Here is a 16,742-nt window from a genome sequence, read left to right as displayed (position 1 = left end):
GCCTACGACACGACGGACTGTCATGAAGCCATCGCGTTGCGTGCCGCGCACGCCGCCATCCCGACCCGTAAGAACGCCAAGCCCTGGAAGGCAAACCGCTGCGGTGCCGATGCACGTAATGACATCCTGCGGACAACAAAAAGGCTGGGACGGGCAATATGGAAGAGATGGAGCGGCTACCACCGGCGCAGCCTTGTTGAAACCAAGATGCGCTGCTTCAAGCTGCTGGGCGAGCGTGTCATGGCGCGCGACTTTGACCGTCAGGTTGCCGAGTTACAAGTGCGGGCTGCCGTACTGAACCGGTTCACTCGGCTGGGTACTCCAGTTACGGTCCCAGTGTTATAAAACGAACTACAAATGGCGTTAGCTCGGCCTTCGCTCGATTTACGCAACAAAGCCATTTCACATCCACCTGACTATTGACATCCGACGAGGTCCGCGTTGCGCTATCATTGCGCCCTTTGTCCATACAAGCTGTCCAAGGTAACAACGTGTTCGATGTCCTCACCCTCGACGTAGACGCCGCCATCAAGACCCTCGTGCTCACGCTCGACCTGGTCGGCACCTTCGTCTTCGCCCTCTCCGGCGCCACGGCCGGCGCGCGCCGCCGGCTCGATATCTTCGGCGTGCTGGTGCTCTCCTTCGTCGCAGCCAACTCCGGCGGCATCGTGCGCGATTTGCTGATTGGCGCCACGCCTCCCGCCGCGATCAGCGACTGGCGCTACCTGGCCGTCTCGCTTCTGGCCGGCGTGGTGATCTTCTTCTGGTACCCCATCATCAACCGCCTGCAAAGCCCGGTGCTGTTCTTCGATGCGGTGGGCTTGGCCCTGTTCTGCGTGGCCGGCTCGCAAAAGGCGCTGGTGTTCGGGCTGGAGCCGATGATGGCCGCTCTGCTGGGCATGTTGACCGGGATCGGCGGCGGCATCGCGCGCGACGTGCTGCTGTCGAACGTGCCGGGGGTCTTCAGGTCGGATATCTATGCGGTGGCGGCGCTGGCCGGCGCCAGCGTGGTGGTCATCGGCCACGTGCTGGGCTGGCCGACGACGGCGACCGCCTGCGCCGGTGCGGCACTGTGCCTGGGACTGCGCTTGGCGGCAATCCACTACGGCTGGCATCTGCCGACGGCGCGCTGGCCCGAAAAGACCGAAGCGCACCGCGACGAAGAGCGCTGATCAGAGCGTCGTCACGAATTCCGACGGATGCGGCCGTTCGCGCGGCGGCCGCGGATCGCTCGCCGTACCGAACGCCAGGAAGCAGACCGCTTCCTCATGCGGCGCCAGGCGAAGCAAGCTGCGCATGCCTTCGCTACCCATCGCCGCCCCACTCGCCAGTCCGCTCGAAAAACCGAGCGCCTGGGCCATGGTCAACATGTTCTGCACCGCGCAGCCGAGCGACACCAGCTTTTCGCTCTTTGGAATCCGGCGTGCTTCGGGATCGTCGCTGAGCACCGCCACCATCAAGCAAGACGCATGGAAAGCCTTTTCGCGAGCACGCGATCGCGCCGCCTCGTCGCTGTCGGGATCGCGCTCGGCCAGCGCCTGCGCGAATACCTCGCCCAGGTCGGCGCGGCGCGCATCGGGCACCAGGATGAAGCGCCAAGGCCGCAACAGCCCATGGTCCGGCACCTGCGCCGCAGCTTCAAATATGCGTTCCAGCGAAGCCGCATCCGGCCCCGGCGCGGACAGGCGGCGTGGCGGATAATTGCGGCGCCCCGCCAGCGCAGCCCAGAGTTCCTCGTTCACCTCGATCATGCTTCGGACGCGCTGACGTCGAGACCGAGATGCTGCGGGTGCGTATAGCAAACGAAGTCGCGGCCACGCGCAAACGCCAGCAAGGTCATGCCGGCCTTTTCCGCCAATTCGACGGCCGCCAGCGTCGGCGCCGACATGCCGACCAGCGCCGGCACCCCGGCCATCACCGCCTTCTGCGCCATCTCGAAACTCACGCGGCTGGTAATGAGGAAGAAACCATCCTCGGGCAAACACTTCGCGCGCGCCATGGCCCCGATCACCTTGTCCAGCGCGTTGTGGCGGCCGACGTCCTCGCGCACGATGCGCAACGAACCATCCATCCCGCACCAGGCAGCCGCATGGGCAGCACCGGTCAAGCGCGTCAGATGCTGCTCGGCGCCGATCGCGCCCAGCGCCGCACGCACTCCCGCCGCATGAAAACCGACCGCCGGCGCCAGCACACGTTCCGGCCGCCGCACCTGTTCCAGGCTATCCACCCCGCACAAGCCGCAACCGGTACGCCCTGCCAGCACGCGCCGCCTTTCCTTCAACCCGACAAAGGCCGACGACGCAATCTCCAGCTGCACCGCGATCCCCTGCCCGCCCTGCTCCACCTCGATGCCATAGCAGGCGGCAGCGGAATCGGTGATCCCTTCGCTCAGCGAAAAGCCCAGCGCAAAGTCTTCCAGGTCGGCTGGCGTCGCCATCATCACGGCATGCGACAGGCCGTTGTAGACCAGCGCCACCGGCACCTCGTCGACCACCATGTCGGCCGTCTCGGCCAGTACGCCGCCGCGCATGCGCAGCACGTCCCGCGAACGGGCAGTCGGCACAGAAACGTCCTCTTCCGAGTTAATCAGATTTATCATTTTTTTAACGCAATCGCATAAAATTGCGTTTCAGGCATTGTGGAAACTACGTATTTGAGCAGTTTAGAGGGAATATTCATCAATTTTAGCATTCATCAGTGTATGTCCAGGGTGTAAGCTAGCGCCCTCGTTTCCTGTGAGAAGGATTTTTGATGAACCAGATGTCTCGCCGCCAGTTCCTTAAGGTATCTGGCGCCACCATCGCGGGTTCGAGCCTGGCGCTGCTCGGCTTTGCTCCGGCTACGGCACTTGCCGAAGTCCGGCAGTACAAGCTCGCCCGCACCACCGAAACCCGTCAAACCTGCCCCTACTGCTCCGTCGGTTGCGGCATCCTGATGTACGGCCTTGGCGATGGCGCCAAGAACGCCGCCGCATCCATTATCCACATCGAGGGCGACCCCGACCACCCGGTCAACCGCGGCACCCTGTGCCCGAAGGGCGCTTCCCTGGTGGACTTCATCCACAGCCCGAGCCGCCTGCTCGAGCCGGAATACCGCAAGCCGGGCGGCACCGAATGGACCAAGATTTCCTGGGACCAGGCGCTGGACCGCATCGCCACGCTGATGAAGGAAGACCGCGACGCCAACTTCATCGAGAAGACGGCAGACGGCAAGGTCGTGAACCGCTGGCTGACCACCGGCATGCTGGCCGCTTCGGCCGGCAGCAATGAAACCGGATACATCACCCACAAGACCGTGCGGTCTTTGGGCATGCTGACATTCGATAACCAGGCGCGTGTTTGACACGGTCCGACGGTGGCAGGTCTTGCCCCGACGTTTGGCCGTGGAGCGATGACGAATCACTGGGTCGACATCAAGAATGCAGATGTCATCCTCGTCATGGGCGGCAATGCCGCTGAAGCACACCCTTGTGGTTTCAAATGGGTCACCGAAGCAAAGGCCCACAATAAAGCGAAGCTGGTCGTGGTCGACCCGCGCTTTACCCGTACCGCGTCCGTTGCAGACTATTACGTCGCGACGCGTACCGGCACGGACATCGTGTTCCTGGGCGCGATCGTCAACTATCTGCTGACGACCGACAAGATCCAGCATGAATACGTCCGCAATTACACGGACATGCCTTTCATCGTGCGCGAAGATTTCGCCTTCAATGACGGCATCTATTCCGGCTACGACGAAGCCGCCGGGAAATACACCGACAAATCGAGCTGGAACTACGAGATCGGCGAAGATGGTTACGCCAAGGTCGACCCGACCCTGAGCCACCCGCGCTGCGTGTACCAGCTGATGAAGAAGCACTATTCCCGTTACACGACGGAGATGGTGGAAAAGATTTGCGGCGTCTCGCCTGCGCAGTTCCAGAAGGTTGCCGATGCCCTGGCGTCGACCGCCGTGCCTGGCCGCGCCGGTACCATTTTGTATGCCCTGGGCTGGACTCACCATTCTACCGGCGCCCAGACCATCCGCCTCGGCGCCATGGTCCAGCTGCTGCTGGGTAACATGGGTATCGCCGGCGGCGGCATGAACGCGCTGCGCGGCCACTCGAATATCCAGGGCCTGACCGACCTCGGCCTGATGTCGAACCTGCTGCCGGGCTACATGACCCTGCCGAACGAAGCCGAACAGGACTTCGACGCCTACATCAAGGCGCGTGCACCGCAGGCCCTGCGTCCGAACCAGCTCAGCTACTGGAGCAACTACAAGAAGTTCCACGTCTCCTTCATGAAGTCGTGGTGGGGCGATGCTGCGACCCAGGAAAACAACTTCGCCTTCGACTACCTGCCGAAGCTGGACAAGCCCTACGACCTGCTGCAAGCCATCGAGCTGATGAACCAGGGCAAGATGAACGGTTACATCTGCCAGGGCTTCAACGTGCTGGCATCGGCCCCTAACAAGGCCAAGGTGCAGGCCGGTCTGTCGAAGCTGAAGTTCCTGGTCGTGATGGACCCGCTGGAAACGGAAACGGCCGAGTTCTGGAAGTCGCATGGCGAATTCCACGACGTCGACCCGACCCAGATCCAGACCGAAGTGTTCCGCCTGCCGACCACCTGCTTCGCCGAAGAACGCGGCTCGCTGGTCTCGTCCTCGCGCGTGCTGCAGTGGCACTGGCAAGGCGCCGAGCCGCCGGGCAAGGCACGTTCGGACATCGAGATCATGTCGGAACTGTTCCTGCGCATGAAGGGCGCCTACCAGAAGGATGGCGGCAAGTTCCCGGATCCGATCCTGAACCTGACCTGGAACTACGCCCGTCCGCACAGCCCGACCCCGGAAGAACTCGCGATGGAGTTCAACGGCAAGGCGCTGGCCGACGTGCTCGACCCGAAAGACCCGACCAAGGTGTTGGCGAAGAAGGGCGAGCAGCTGGCTGGCTTTGCGCAATTGCGCGACGACGGCTCCACCGCCTCGGGCTGCTGGATCTTCGCAGGTTCGTGGACGCAAGCCGGCAACCAAATGGGCCGCCGCGACAACAGCGACCCGACCGGCATCGGCAATACGCTGAACTGGGCCTGGGCCTGGCCAGCGAACCGCCGCGTGCTGTACAACCGCGCGTCCTGCGATACGCAGGGCAAGCCGTTCGACCCGACGCGCAAGCTGGTGGCGTGGAACGGTACGTCCTGGGGCGGCGCCGACGTGCCGGACTTCAAGCTGGACGAGAACCCGGTGGGCGGCATGAACCCCTTCATCATGAATGCCGAAGGCGTGGCGCGTTTCTTCGCCCGCGGCATGATGAACGAGGGGCCCTTCCCCGAGCACTACGAGCCATTCGAGAACCCGGTCGGCAAGAACCTGATGCACCCGAATAATCCACGGGCCATCAGCAACCCTGGCGCGCGCGTCTTCCCCGACGACCGCAAGCAGATGGGCACCGCGGCCGAGTTCCCGATCGTGGCGACCACCTATCGCCTGACCGAGCACTTCCACACCTGGACCAAGCATGCCCGCCTGAACGCGATCATCCAGCCGGAGCAGTTCGTGGAAATCGGCGAAGCGCACGCCAGGACGATTGGCGTGGTGGCGGGCGACCATGTGAAAGTGACGTCGAAACGCGGCCACATCATCGCCAAGTGCATCGTCACCAAGCGTATCAAGGCTTTGAAAATCGACGGCAAGGAAACCTTCACCATCGGTATCCCGATTCACTTTGGCTTCAAGGGACTGACCAAGCCTGGTTATTTGACCAACACCCTGACCCCCGTCGTGGGCGACGGTAACTCGCAGACACCGGAATTCAAGTCCTTCCTGGTGAAAGTCGAGAAGGCTTGAGGACCGGAGAATAGATATGGCACTACAATCGTTGGACATCAAACGGGTCTCGGCCACCACCGTGACCCCGCCTACCGCGCGTTCGCCGGTGGGCGGCAGCGTCGCCAAGCTGATCGACGCCTCGAAATGCATCGGCTGCAAGGCATGCCAGACCGCCTGCATGGAGTGGAACGACATCCGCGACGAAGTCGGCGTCAACTCCGGCATCTACGACAACCCGACCGACCTCACCCCGAAGTCGTGGACGGTGATGCGGTTTGCCGAGCACGAGAACGAAGACGGCAACCTCGAGTGGCTGATCCGCAAGGACGGCTGCATGCACTGCGAAGACCCGGGCTGCCTGAAGGCCTGCCCGGCGCCGGGCGCGATCGTGCAGTACGCGAACGGCATCGTCGACTTCCAGCAGGAGAACTGCATCGGCTGCGGCTACTGCGTGACGGGCTGCCCGTTCGACGTGCCGCGCATCTCGAAGCAGGACAACCGCGCCTATAAATGCACGCTGTGCTCGGACCGGGTGGCAGTTGGCCAGGAACCGGCCTGCGTCAAGACCTGCCCGACCGGCGCCATCATGTTCGGCACCAAGGAGGACATGAAGACGCATGCGGCCGAGCGTATCGAGGACCTGAAGGAACGCGGCTACCAGAACGCCGGCCTGTACGACCCGGCCGGCGTGGGCGGCACCCACGTGATGTACGTCCTGCATCACGCGAACAAGCCCTCCTTGTATTCCGGCCTGCGCGACAACCCGAGCATCAGCCCGGCCGTCGCCATCTGGAAGGGCCTGGCCAAGCCGCTGGCGATGGCCGGCATGGCTGCCGCCGCCCTGGCTGGCCTGTTCCACTACACCCGTGTCGGTCCGAACGAGGTGAGCCGCGACGAGGAAGCCGAGGCGCTGGCGGAAGCGAAGCGGCTGCAGGAGGACAAGCATGAAGCATGAGTTGCGCGATAAAGACGGCAACCCGCTGATCGAACGCTACAACGCCAATGAACGCAGCAACCATTGGATCACGGCGATCTGCTTCGTGCTGGCTGGTTTGTCGGGCCTGGCCATGTTCCATCCGGTCATGGCCTGGCTGGCGCTGCTGTTCGGCGGCGGCCAGTGGACCCGCATCCTGCATCCGTTCTTCGGGCTGGTGATGTTCGTGGCGTTCGCTGTGCTGGTGGTGCGCTTCTGGCACCATAACCAGTTCGAGCAAGGCGACAAGCAGTGGCTGAAGCAGATTCCGGATGTCCTGTCCGGGAACGAGCATGCGCTGCCAAAGGTGGGCCGCTACAACGCCGGCCAGAAGATGCTGTTCTTCACGCTGATCGCCTGCATGGCCTTCCTGCTGTTGACCGGCATCGTGATCTGGCGCGCCTGGTTCTCGCACCTGTTCCCGATCGGCGTGATCCGCCTGTCGGCCGTGCTGCACGCGTTCTTTGCCTTCGTGATCATCGTCTCGATCATCGTGCACGTGTATGCCGGCATCTGGATCAAGGGCACGATGGGCGCCATGGTGCGCGGCACCGTGACCTATGGCTGGGTGCGCAAGCATCATCCGCGCTGGTTCGAGCAGCTCATGCGCGACAGGGGCGGCCGCTAAGCGCCGTGCGGGTTGAATGAAGCGCCGCCGACGCGCTTCTTCAGCTTGATTTACAATGGGCCGGGCTCGTGAATACGACCCGGCCCTGCTTTTTTCGAGAGCTTATTTTGGTACAACGTCTACTCCAACCAGGCGAGATCGAAGGTCTCGATCACAACGCCATCCCGCGCCTGCTGCTGCCGCATCCCGCCACCCTGTTCGCCGCGCGCGCCGTGCGCCTGCGCCAGCTGGCGGCCGGTGAAGTGCCGGGCATTCCCGTCGAAGAAGCGCTGCGCGGCTACCTGCGCCTGATGGCGCAACTGGCCGATGCCCAGCAGGCCGTGGCCAGCGGCAGCGCGGCTGCCAGCGTCGAGCTGCCTGAGCAAGCGTCGATGAAACTGGCGCACGACCACAACATGCCGCCGCTGCCGGTCAGCGGTGCGCGCCCTGCCGGCTGGCGTGCGGTATTCGCCGCGCTGCTGGAAGCTTTGAGGCCGGGCGTCGAGGCAGCGCCGCAACTGGCGCCTGCGCTGGCCCTGCTGCGCGGCCTGAGCGACGCCGAGCTGGAAGGCATGGCCGACGCCATCCTCAACGGCTACGACGAAGGCATCGACCCGCTGAGCGCCCCCTTCATCGCTGCTGCCCTGCAGGTGAGCTGGAGCCTGATGGCTTCGCGCCTCGATCCGGCCTGGGCCCAGCCGCTGGTGACCGGCACCCTGTGCCCGGTGTGCGGTTCGCAACCTGTCGCCAGCGTGGTGCGCATCGGCGGCCAGTCGCAGGGTTACCGTTACCTGCACTGCGCCTGCTGCGAAAGCGAGTGGCACATGGTGCGCGTGAAGTGCTCGTGCTGCGAAGCCAACGGCAAGGTCGCCTACCAGGGCCTGGTCGACCAGGCCGCCGATCCGCAAGCCGCCAACGTGGCCGCCGCCGGCCAGGGCAAGACGCTGGACAAGGCAAACGACCCGACCAAGGTGGCGCGCGCCGAGACCTGCGACGATTGCCACACCTACCGCAAGATCTTCAACCAGGAACACGATTACCACGTCGAGCCATTGGCCGACGATCTGGCCAGCCTGCTGCTCGACGTCCTCGTGTCCGAGGCCGGCTATGCGCGCGCCAGCGGCAATCCCCTGCTCTGGCTGAAGGACAACGCGTGACGAAGGCCGCCGCTACGACTATGCCGCGCCTGCCGGCCGTGCATGTGCTGCTGGACGCGCCGGCTTGCCAGGGGCTGATCGCCGACTACGGCCGCGAGCAGACCGTGGATGCCTTGCGTGCGCTGCTCGATGAACTGCGTGCTGCGCTGCGCGCTGGCGCGGAAGCTGGCGTGTCGGTGGACGGTATCGTGGCGCTGCTCGGCATGCGCCTGGCGGCGGCGAATGTGTCGCGCCTGCGTCCGGTGTTCAATCTCACCGGCACGGTATTGCACACGAATCTCGGCCGCGCCTTGCTGCCGGACGTGGCGGTGCAGGCCGTGGTCGAGGCGCTGCGCTGGCCGATGAACCTGGAATGGGACATCGAGACCGGCAAGCGCGGCGACCGCGACGATTTGGTCGAGGAGCAGCTGCGCGCCCTCACCGGCGCCGAAGCCGTCACTGTCGTGAACAACAACGCCGCCGCCGTGCTGCTGATGCTGAACGCGCTGGCGCCGGGCCGCGAAGTGATCGTCTCGCGCGGCGAGCTGGTGGAAATCGGCGGCGCCTTCCGCATCCCCGACATCATGGCGCGCGCCGGCGCCACCTTGCGCGAAGTGGGCACCACGAATCGCACGCACTTGAAGGACTATGAAGAGTACGCGGGCGAAAATACTGCCCTGCTGCTCAAGGTCCATGCGAGTAACTATACGATCACCGGCTTTACCAAGGAAGTCAGCGTGGCCGAACTGGCGCCGTTATCGCGCGAGCGCGGCATTCCGATCGCGGTGGATCTCGGCAGCGGCACCCTGGTCGACCTGGAACGCTATGGCTTGCCGCACGAAACGACGGTGAAGGAAACCATCGCGGCCGGCGCCGATCTCGTCACCTTCAGCGGCGACAAGCTGCTCGGCGGGCCGCAGTGCGGCATCATCGCCGGCCGCGCCGACCTGATTGCGACGATCAAGAAGAATCCATTGAAACGCGCACTGCGCGTGTCGAAGCTGACCCTGGCGGCATTGGAACCGGTGCTGAACCTGTACCGCGCGCCGGACCTGCTGCCGCAGCGCCTGACCACGCTGCGCCTGCTGACCCGCCCGGCCGCCGAGATGCGTGCGCTGGCATCGCAGCTCGCGGCGCCATTGCAGGAGGCGCTGGGCGACAGCTATACCGTGCTTGATGCGCCGATGAACAGCCAGATCGGCAGCGGCGCCCTGCCGGTGGAGCTGCTGCCGAGCCACGGCTTAGGCGTCCGCGCCCGCGCCGGCGTCCGCGGCAATCCGCTCGGGCTGCTGGAAAGGCGTCTGCGCGCGCTGCCACGCCCGGTGATTGGCCGCATTGCCGACGATACCCTGTGGCTCGATCTGCGCTGCCTGCAGGATGACCATGTTGCCGCCTTTGCCGACCAGCTGGCCCTGCTCGGGGAGACGCCTGCTCCATGATCGTCGGTACCGCAGGCCATATCGACCATGGCAAGACCACGCTGACGCGCGCCCTGACCGGGGTCGACACCGACCGGCTGAAGGAAGAAAAGGCGCGCGGCATCACCATCGAACTTGGCTACGCTTACGCGCCGCTGCCGGGTGGCGCCACGCTCGGCATCATCGACGTGCCGGGCCACGAAAAATTCATCCGCACCATGGCCTCGGGCGTCACCGGGATCGACCTCGCACTGCTGGTGGTGGCCGCTGATGACGGCATCATGCCGCAGACGCGCGAGCATTTGGCGATCCTGGAACTGCTGGGCGTGCGCCGGGCCTGCGTGGCGCTGACCAAGGCCGATCGCGCGGACGAAGCGCGCCTCACGCAGGTCGAGAACGATGTCGCCACCCTGCTGGACGGTACGCCGTTCGCCGGCGCGCCGGTATTTCGCACGGCCGCTGCGAACGAAGGCGATGCTGGCGTGGCTGCGCTGCTCGACCATCTGGGTCGCGAAGCAGCGGCGCTGCCGGGCCGCAGCGAAGCGCGCCTGTTCCGCCTCGGCGTCGACCGCGTGTTCACGGTGGCCGGCCAGGGCACGGTGATCACCGGCACCGCACTGGCGGGCCGGGTGGCGCCGGGCGACCTGGTGCAGCTGGCGCCGGGCGGCCAGCAGGCGCGCGTGCGCGCGATCCACGCCCAGGGCGAGCCGGCCGAGCTTGGGCATGCCGGCCAGCGCCTGGCATTGAACCTGGCCGGCGTGGCGAAGGACGACATCGCGCGCGGCAGCTGGATCGTCGATCCGCGCATGGCGGCGTGCTCGGAGCGCTTCGATGCCGATATCACGCTGCTGCCCGATGCATCGTCGCTCGGCTCCTGGGCGCCGGTGCACGTGCATATCGGCGCGGCCCACCACACCGCGCACCTAGTGCCGCTCGACGCCGAGGGGCTGACGCCGGGCCGGCGTACCCGCGCCCAGTTGGTGTTCGACGCGCCGCTGCACGCGGTGGCGGGCGATCGCTTCGTGGTGCGCAATGCCGGCGCCACGCAGACGCTGGGCGGTGGCGTGGTGCTCGATCCATTCGGCCCTGCGCGCAAGCGCCGCAGTCCGGCGCGCCTGGCGTGGCTGGAGGCGCTGGCCGGCTGGGTCGAGGACGGCGATCTGGCGCGCCTGGTGGCGGCCAGCCCTGGCGGCATTGCGGTGTCCAGCATGGTGCGCTTGACGCAGCTGGCGCCGGAGAGGCTGCATCTGCCGTCGGACATCCTGCAACTGCCGCTGGCCGGCGGCGACAGTCTGCTGATCGCGCCAATCATGCTGGCGCCGCTGGAGGCGCGGGTGCTGGACGGCCTGGCCGCATGGCATGCGCGCCAGCCGGACGAAGCGGGCCTGGAGATGTGGCGCCTGAAGCGCATGGTGGCGCCGGAGCTGGTGGATGGGGTCTGGAGCGCGCTGGTGGGGCGCATGCTGGAGGCCGGGGCCATTGCGCGCAGCGGCGCCAGTCTGCACCTGCCGTCGCACAGTGTGGCCTTGAGCGAGCATGAGCAGGCCTTGGCCGGGCCGCTGCTGGCGGCAATCGAGGCTGGCCGCTTCGATCCGCCGTGGGTGCGCGACCTGGCGCGCGCGCAGCGGCTGGAAGAGGACGCGGTGCGTGCCGTGCTGCGCAAGCTCGCGCGCGCCGGGCAGCTCAGCCAGGTGGTGCCGGACCTGTTCTATCATCCGCGTCCGCTGGCGGAACTGGCCGCCATCGTCGCCACGCTGCCCGATGCACAGGCCGCGAGCTTCCGCGATGCCACCGGTTTGGGACGCAAGCGCGCGATCCAGGTTCTGGAATTTTTCGACCGCGTCGGCTATACTCGACGGTTCCGCAATACCCACCTGCCGAGGCCGCAAGCGATCTGGCCCAGTAGTTAGCCAAAACGTCCGACAGTGTGATCAAAGAGCGTGCGGCATGCCGCCGCCGCTGCAAATGGAAGGCATTCTCATCCGGTGATGGGGCCGGGCTTCAAACCCGGTGGGGGGCGTCAGCCGCTCTCCTGTAAGTTCGACTCTTTCTGCCTTCCGCCAGTTCCCGTTCCGTTATTGTGGCCACCGACTATGCGACGTAGGGTGGGCGCTCCTGTGCCCACGCGTGACATATGCATGGCCAACAATGCTCGCATGTCACGCGTGGGCACGGAGTGCCCACCCTACGACATCACGCGCCGCGTTCGTTTTTCGGTTGAATGGTCTGCATGCGAACGCAAAAAAGCCGGCGGCCCTTGCGGGAACGCCGGCTCGTCGCAGTCAGCTGAAACTTAGAACCGCTGGTTGTACGCCACGCCTACCAGCTGCATGTGCGTATTCCACATACCGCGCGTGGTTTCGCCATTTCCCGTGCAGCCCACCGCCACCGGGTTGCAGTTGTTGGTGTAGCTGCCGGCAGCATCCTTGAAATCCAGGTAGCTGTAGGCCAGGTCGATTGACGAGGTCGGGGTCAGCTTCCAGTTGGCGCCAAACGACAGCTGGTTGCGGTCCGCATCCGGCAGCGCGGCATGACGCAGCTCGGTGCTCCGCACTGGCGCGTTGTCGTGGGCGATACCGGCGCGCAGGAGCACGGCTTCGTTCAGCTTGTAGCTGGCGCCGAGCGACACGCGCACCGTGTTCTTCCACTGCTGGCGGATCACTTCGTCGCCTTCGCCGGTGCCGAGGAATTCGATGTCGATGTTCTGCATGCGCGAGTTGCGCGACCACGTCACGTCCGCCATGCCGGCCCAGCGCGGGTCGAACTGGTGGAAGGCGTTGATCGACAGGGTTTCCGGCGTGCGCAGCTCCACGCGCGCGTCCGAATTCTGGCGGCGCGACACGCTTTGCAGCACGCCGTTGACGACGGCGTCCGAGGTTACGCCGGAGAAGTCCCAGGCTGCGCTGCCCTTCAGTTCATGCTTGATCGATGAGCGGTAGGCGATGCCGAAGCGGGTGTTCTCGTCGAGCGTGAACAGGTAGCCCAGGTTGAAGCCCACGCCCCAGTCCTTGCCCTTGACGCCGGCATAGGCGTCGCCGGCGGTCGCCAGCAGGGCCGGGTTGCCGCCCAGGCCTGCGATCTGGCGCGCCAGTACGGCGCCGGTGCCGCTGTGCTGGGCGGCGGCGACCGTGCCCGGCACGTCGACGGCCTGGCCCAGGCTGGCCTTCATGTAGTCGATGTCGATGCCGAAGCCGAAGGCGTGCTGCGCGTTCAGCTTGAAGGCGACCGATGGGTTCAGGGTCAGCGATTCGAGCTTGATGTTGGTGAGCGAGTAGCGGCCGGCCCAGTCGCGGTCGTAATCGAGGTCGGTCCCGAAGGGAACGAAGGCGCCGAAGCCGGCGGTCCAGCGGTCATCGATCTGGTGGCTGTAGTACAGCGAGGGCGCGGCGACGGCGCTTGGTGCGTAGTCGCTTTGGCGGGCCTGGCCGCCGGTCGGCGTGCCGGTGAAGCGGGTCGAGCCGGCGTCCTGGTAGGTGGAGTGCGGCACCAGGGCGGTGACGCCGCCGGCGAACTGGCGGCCTTCCAGGCGCGAGAGGCCTGCCGGGTTGGCGAATACGGTCGATGCGTCGGCGGCTTCGGCGCCGTTGGCTTCGGCGGTGCCCTGGCTGGAGACGCTCTGCGAGCCGAAGCGGTAGCCGGAGGCGCCGGCGGTGGCGGAGACGCCGGCCAGCGCCAGCGCAATGAGGAGGTTCAGGTGTTTCTGGTTCACGGTATGTCTCTTGGTTCGGGTTGTCTTCTTCAACGCTCCCCTCAGCCTTTGGAATGCCGAGGCGATGCGCGGCGAAGCATACACCAAACCGAAATTTCGAATACGACCGTGCCTTTTTTCCTCAAGCCCCGGCAGACTGCCCGCCATCCAGCAGCACGCCGACGCTGCGCACCACGCGCTCGAGCAGCGCCTCGTCGTAGGGCAGCCAGGGCACGGCGCCGAGCCGGCGGCCCGTGTCCGGCAGCGCCAGTTCCACCGGTGTTCCGTCGCGCAGCACGCGCCCGGTGCGGATGCCGACCCTGGCTCCGGCCACCTGCACATGGAAACCCTCGATGGCCACCGTGCCTGCCGCGATCTGCTTTTCCAGCATCTGGGCCAGCATCTCCACGCGGCGCAGGCGATCGCGGGAATCGTCTTCGGTATCGAGCGCCACCGTGGCCACGCTGACCAGCAGGTCCACGGCGCGGCAGGCTTCCGATACTACTTGCGGCGGCGACTCGGCCAGCGCCACCGGTGCGGCGCCGCGGCGCAAGACCAGTGCGCCGCTGCCGACCACGCCGTCGCAGCCCGGATAGACTCGGTCCGTCAGGCACAGTTCCGTGTCCCACTCGCCGAAACGGCGCACCAGGCAGCCGTCATCGATCTTCCAGCCTTCGCGCCGCGCCAGGCCCAGGAGCGGCACGGTGGCCAATTGGTAGCCGGCGAACAGGTTGCCGTCGGCGGGCTGGTAGAACTCGCGGAAGACCTGGCGCACCGGCTGGCGCAGCTGGCCGTGCACGATGCGCGCGCGCCAGGCTTCGCGCTCGGTTTCTTCGGCGTCGAGCGGGTGCCAGAGCGTGACGGGAACGCCAATTTCGATGTCAAGCGGCTGTCCGTGCGCGTCGACCGGCTGGTCGTCCGCGCCGAGCATGAATGCCACGCCGGCGCGCCAGACCAGGGTGTGGGCGAATTCAGCAACTACCTTGTCGGCCAGCAGGCGCGCACGCCATTCGCCGTAGGGAAGCGCGAACGGGCGCAGGAAAGCGCCCTCGAAGAACTGGGTCAGCAGCGCGCGCGCCTGCTTCGGCGCCAGGCCGGCGTCCAGCAGCCGCAGCGCCACTTCCGGACGCAGCGCCAGCGCGCGCTCGGCCGGCTTCTGGTGGCGCGCCAGCTTCTTGTGCAGGCCGGCGTGGCGCACCGTCGCCAATGCCTGGCGCAAGGCGGCCACCGCTTCGGGCGTGGGCACGTCCTCGATGGCGTGGCCGAGCGCAATCGTCAGCGCTTGGGACGGCGCGGTGCGCGCCGCGGTGGGCGCCACGCAGGTCTTGGAGAGCACCGGCGCGACCAGGCACGCGTACCAGGCGTCGTCGCGGAGGGCGCCCACGCGCGCCGCCATGCCAAGCACCAGCGCATCGTCGCGATCGAAGGCGCCATCGGCTTCGTACCGCTGCGCAACCACATGCCGCAAGCGCCCCAGCATGGCCCCGCTGCCGGTGGCGCGGGCGATGGCCAGCAGGGCGTGCCGTTGGTCGAACCAGGCTTCCTCGGACGGCAGCAGCGGCGCCAGCGCGGCGTCGAGCGCGGCGCTGGCAGCCGCGTCCGTGCCCCTGTCTTTGGCATTGGGCGCCGCGTGGTAGCGCAGGTGGCCGAGCAGCTGGTGGGCAGAGGTCGGCTGCGCCGGCATGGCGCGCAGGGTCGCCAGCAACGCTGCTTCGTCGAGGCGCGGCGCCTGCAGATCGGAAAATGCGCCGATGCCGGCCCTCAACCCCAGGATCAGGTTTCGACGCTGCAGCCGCGAACAAGGCCGCTATCGCCGCCGTTTTGCAGGGCCACCAGCTTGCCCGACAGGTCGTAGCCGACCTGCATCAGGTTCCCGCCGGGCAGCTTGACGCTGTACAGGACCTGGTTTTCTCCCGGCACGATGCTCAAGGTCTCGAGCTCGGCGCGGCTCAGGTCAAAGGATTCGCCGCCCAGCGTGGCCATGCCGCCGGCGAGCTTGAATTCGGCCTTCTTCTGTTCCAGCGGATTGGCCCGGCTCACGCACGTGACGGCGACACCCGGCGTGTCGACGAAGCGGGCCATGCTCTTGTACAGGGGCTGGCTGCGCAGCTTGTCCAGCGGCGGCCCTTTCGGGCAGCTGATCATCTGCTCGCCGCGCATCACTGCGGCGCCTGCGCCGTCCGGCTTGCCCTCGTCGCTCAGAGTCAGCACCGGGCCCTTCTCGGCATCCATCGACAGCATGGCGCCCCCTTTGACGGCGCCGCCCGCCGTTTCGCGGGTGAGGCTGATCATCTGCGCCTTGCGCATGTCCGCGCTGATGTCCGGCGCCGTCAGCTTGCCCGCGGCGTCGAGGCTGATGGTGGCCTCGACGGTGTCCAGCTGCGGCGTGCGGGTGCAGCCACCGCTGTGGCTGCCGGCAAGCAGTGGTCCCACCGCCGGCCAGATGTCGCCCCCAGCCGATGCCGCGGCATTGCCGGCAGCGGCGCCCGGCGCGGCCGGGCTGTCTTCCTTGCTGCAGGCCGCCAGCACCAGGACGGCGAGGACGGCGGGGATCAGGATCGAACGGCGCACTGTGGACTCCTTGGCAATAAAAGCGCCACCTTAGCATGAATATTTCGCCCAATTGCCTGGTGCTGGCATTTCATGCCAATTGCATGGGTACGCGCCCGCTCCCGGCTCGGCCTTGGCCGCATGCTATACTGACAGCGTCCTCTTTACTGCTAGCGTATGAGACGAGCGTTCGTCATCTTCCTGATCCTGCTGTTCCCCCTGAATGTGCTGGCACTGTCCCTGTCGGTTGCGGCCACGCAGGCCGGCGCCGCGGGCGTGGCCGTCCAGCTTGACGCGCCCTCTTCCGCATCGACATCCTCTTCCGCCGGCGATTCCCTGTTTGCCAAGGTGTTCGACATCGACACCAGCGCCGACCTCGATCCCGACGAGCCGCCCGCCATGGACCTGCACGACATCGTGAACCATGAAGCGGGCCTGCGCCTGCATCTCCTGCCCGGCCGCGCCGCGCTGTGCCACGACGCGCGCCGGCATTGCCACTTCCTGCCTCCTCCGGTCAAGCCGCCGCGCGCAGCCTGAGACCGGTTCGCCGGCCCTGTATCCGGTT

General features: G+C 66.3%; 14 protein-coding genes and 1 tRNA gene. 10 read left to right on the top strand and 5 right to left on the bottom strand.

Annotated features, from left to right (window positions below):
- Both QWL29_RS19235 and QWL29_RS19230 read left to right on the top strand, forming a co-directional pair.
- Positions 1-345 (top strand): transposase (locus QWL29_RS19235; RefSeq protein WP_370663719.1); only part of this gene is annotated, 345 nt, incomplete at its 5' end.
- 146 nt (positions 346-491) lie between these two features.
- Positions 492-1,172: a trimeric intracellular cation channel family protein gene (locus QWL29_RS19230; protein ID WP_305824486.1), complete on the top strand. Its 681-nt coding sequence runs from the start codon at positions 492-494 to the stop codon at positions 1,170-1,172.
- On the opposite strand, the gene QWL29_RS19225 is transcribed toward QWL29_RS19230, so the two are convergent.
- The gene (locus QWL29_RS19225; RefSeq protein WP_305824485.1) at positions 1,173-1,751 is read right to left on the bottom strand and encodes a nitroreductase family protein; all 579 of its coding nucleotides are present in this window, start codon (positions 1,749-1,751) and stop codon (positions 1,173-1,175) included. It abuts the gene before it with no gap.
- Complete coding sequence (gene fdhD, locus QWL29_RS19220; protein ID WP_305824484.1) at positions 1,748-2,563, bottom strand: formate dehydrogenase accessory sulfurtransferase FdhD; 816 nt, start codon at positions 2,561-2,563, stop codon at positions 1,748-1,750. Before fdhD ends, QWL29_RS19225 begins: the two co-directional genes overlap by 4 nt.
- A 188-nt stretch (positions 2,564-2,751) precedes the next feature.
- On the opposite strand from fdhD, the gene fdnG reads away from it, so the two are divergent.
- The 7 genes from fdnG (at position 2,752) to QWL29_RS19185 (ending at position 12,002) form a co-directional block, all read left to right on the top strand.
- A complete protein-coding gene (gene fdnG / locus QWL29_RS19215; protein WP_305824483.1) occupies positions 2,752-5,823 on the top strand; it encodes a formate dehydrogenase-N subunit alpha in 3,072 nt (1,023 codons plus the stop codon).
- A 16-nt stretch (positions 5,824-5,839) separates the two neighbouring features.
- Entirely contained in the window at positions 5,840-6,760 is a 921-nt protein-coding gene (fdxH, locus tag QWL29_RS19210; protein WP_305824482.1) for a formate dehydrogenase subunit beta, read from the top strand.
- Positions 6,750-7,406, top strand: a complete 657-nt coding sequence (locus QWL29_RS19205) for a formate dehydrogenase subunit gamma (RefSeq protein ID WP_305824481.1) — start codon at positions 6,750-6,752, stop codon at positions 7,404-7,406. The genes fdxH and QWL29_RS19205 overlap by 11 nt, the downstream gene beginning before the upstream one ends.
- Before the next feature lie 107 nt (positions 7,407-7,513).
- The gene (gene fdhE, locus QWL29_RS19200) at positions 7,514-8,542 is read left to right on the top strand and encodes a formate dehydrogenase accessory protein FdhE (protein WP_305824480.1); all 1,029 of its coding nucleotides are present in this window, start codon (positions 7,514-7,516) and stop codon (positions 8,540-8,542) included.
- Between the two features lie 20 nt (positions 8,543-8,562).
- Positions 8,563-9,960, top strand: coding sequence for an L-seryl-tRNA(Sec) selenium transferase (gene selA / locus QWL29_RS19195; protein WP_305824490.1), 1,398 nt, complete (start codon positions 8,563-8,565; stop codon positions 9,958-9,960).
- Entirely contained in the window at positions 9,957-11,849 is a 1,893-nt protein-coding gene (selB, locus tag QWL29_RS19190; protein ID WP_305824479.1) for a selenocysteine-specific translation elongation factor, read from the top strand. Before selA ends, selB begins: the two co-directional genes overlap by 4 nt.
- Before the next feature lie 57 nt (positions 11,850-11,906).
- A tRNA-Sec gene (locus tag QWL29_RS19185) sits at positions 11,907-12,002 on the top strand.
- A 230-nt stretch (positions 12,003-12,232) separates the two neighbouring features.
- Here the strand turns inward: QWL29_RS19185 and QWL29_RS19180 are convergent.
- The 3 genes from QWL29_RS19180 to QWL29_RS19170 form a co-directional block, all read right to left on the bottom strand.
- Positions 12,233-13,648, bottom strand: a complete 1,416-nt coding sequence (locus QWL29_RS19180; RefSeq protein ID WP_305824478.1) for an OmpP1/FadL family transporter — start codon at positions 13,646-13,648, stop codon at positions 12,233-12,235.
- Positions 13,649-13,769: 121 nt separating this feature from the next.
- Positions 13,770-15,392: a DUF4132 domain-containing protein gene (locus QWL29_RS19175; RefSeq protein WP_305824477.1), complete on the bottom strand. Its 1,623-nt coding sequence runs from the start codon at positions 15,390-15,392 to the stop codon at positions 13,770-13,772.
- Between the two features lie 8 nt (positions 15,393-15,400).
- Positions 15,401-16,198: a hypothetical protein gene (locus tag QWL29_RS19170; protein ID WP_305824476.1), complete on the bottom strand. Its 798-nt coding sequence runs from the start codon at positions 16,196-16,198 to the stop codon at positions 15,401-15,403.
- Between the two features lie 156 nt (positions 16,199-16,354).
- On the opposite strand from QWL29_RS19170, the gene QWL29_RS19165 reads away from it, so the two are divergent.
- Positions 16,355-16,714 (top strand): hypothetical protein, encoded by a 360-nt coding sequence (locus tag QWL29_RS19165; protein ID WP_305824475.1) that lies wholly within the window; start codon positions 16,355-16,357, stop codon positions 16,712-16,714.
- Positions 16,715-16,742: the final 28 nt, after the last annotated feature.

Source organism: Massilia brevitalea, from assembly GCF_030711405.1.
Lineage (GTDB): Bacteria > Pseudomonadota > Gammaproteobacteria > Burkholderiales > Burkholderiaceae_D > Telluria > Telluria brevitalea.
Note: the sequence above shows the minus strand (reverse complement) of the source record. Positions and strands in the feature narration are given on the sequence as shown.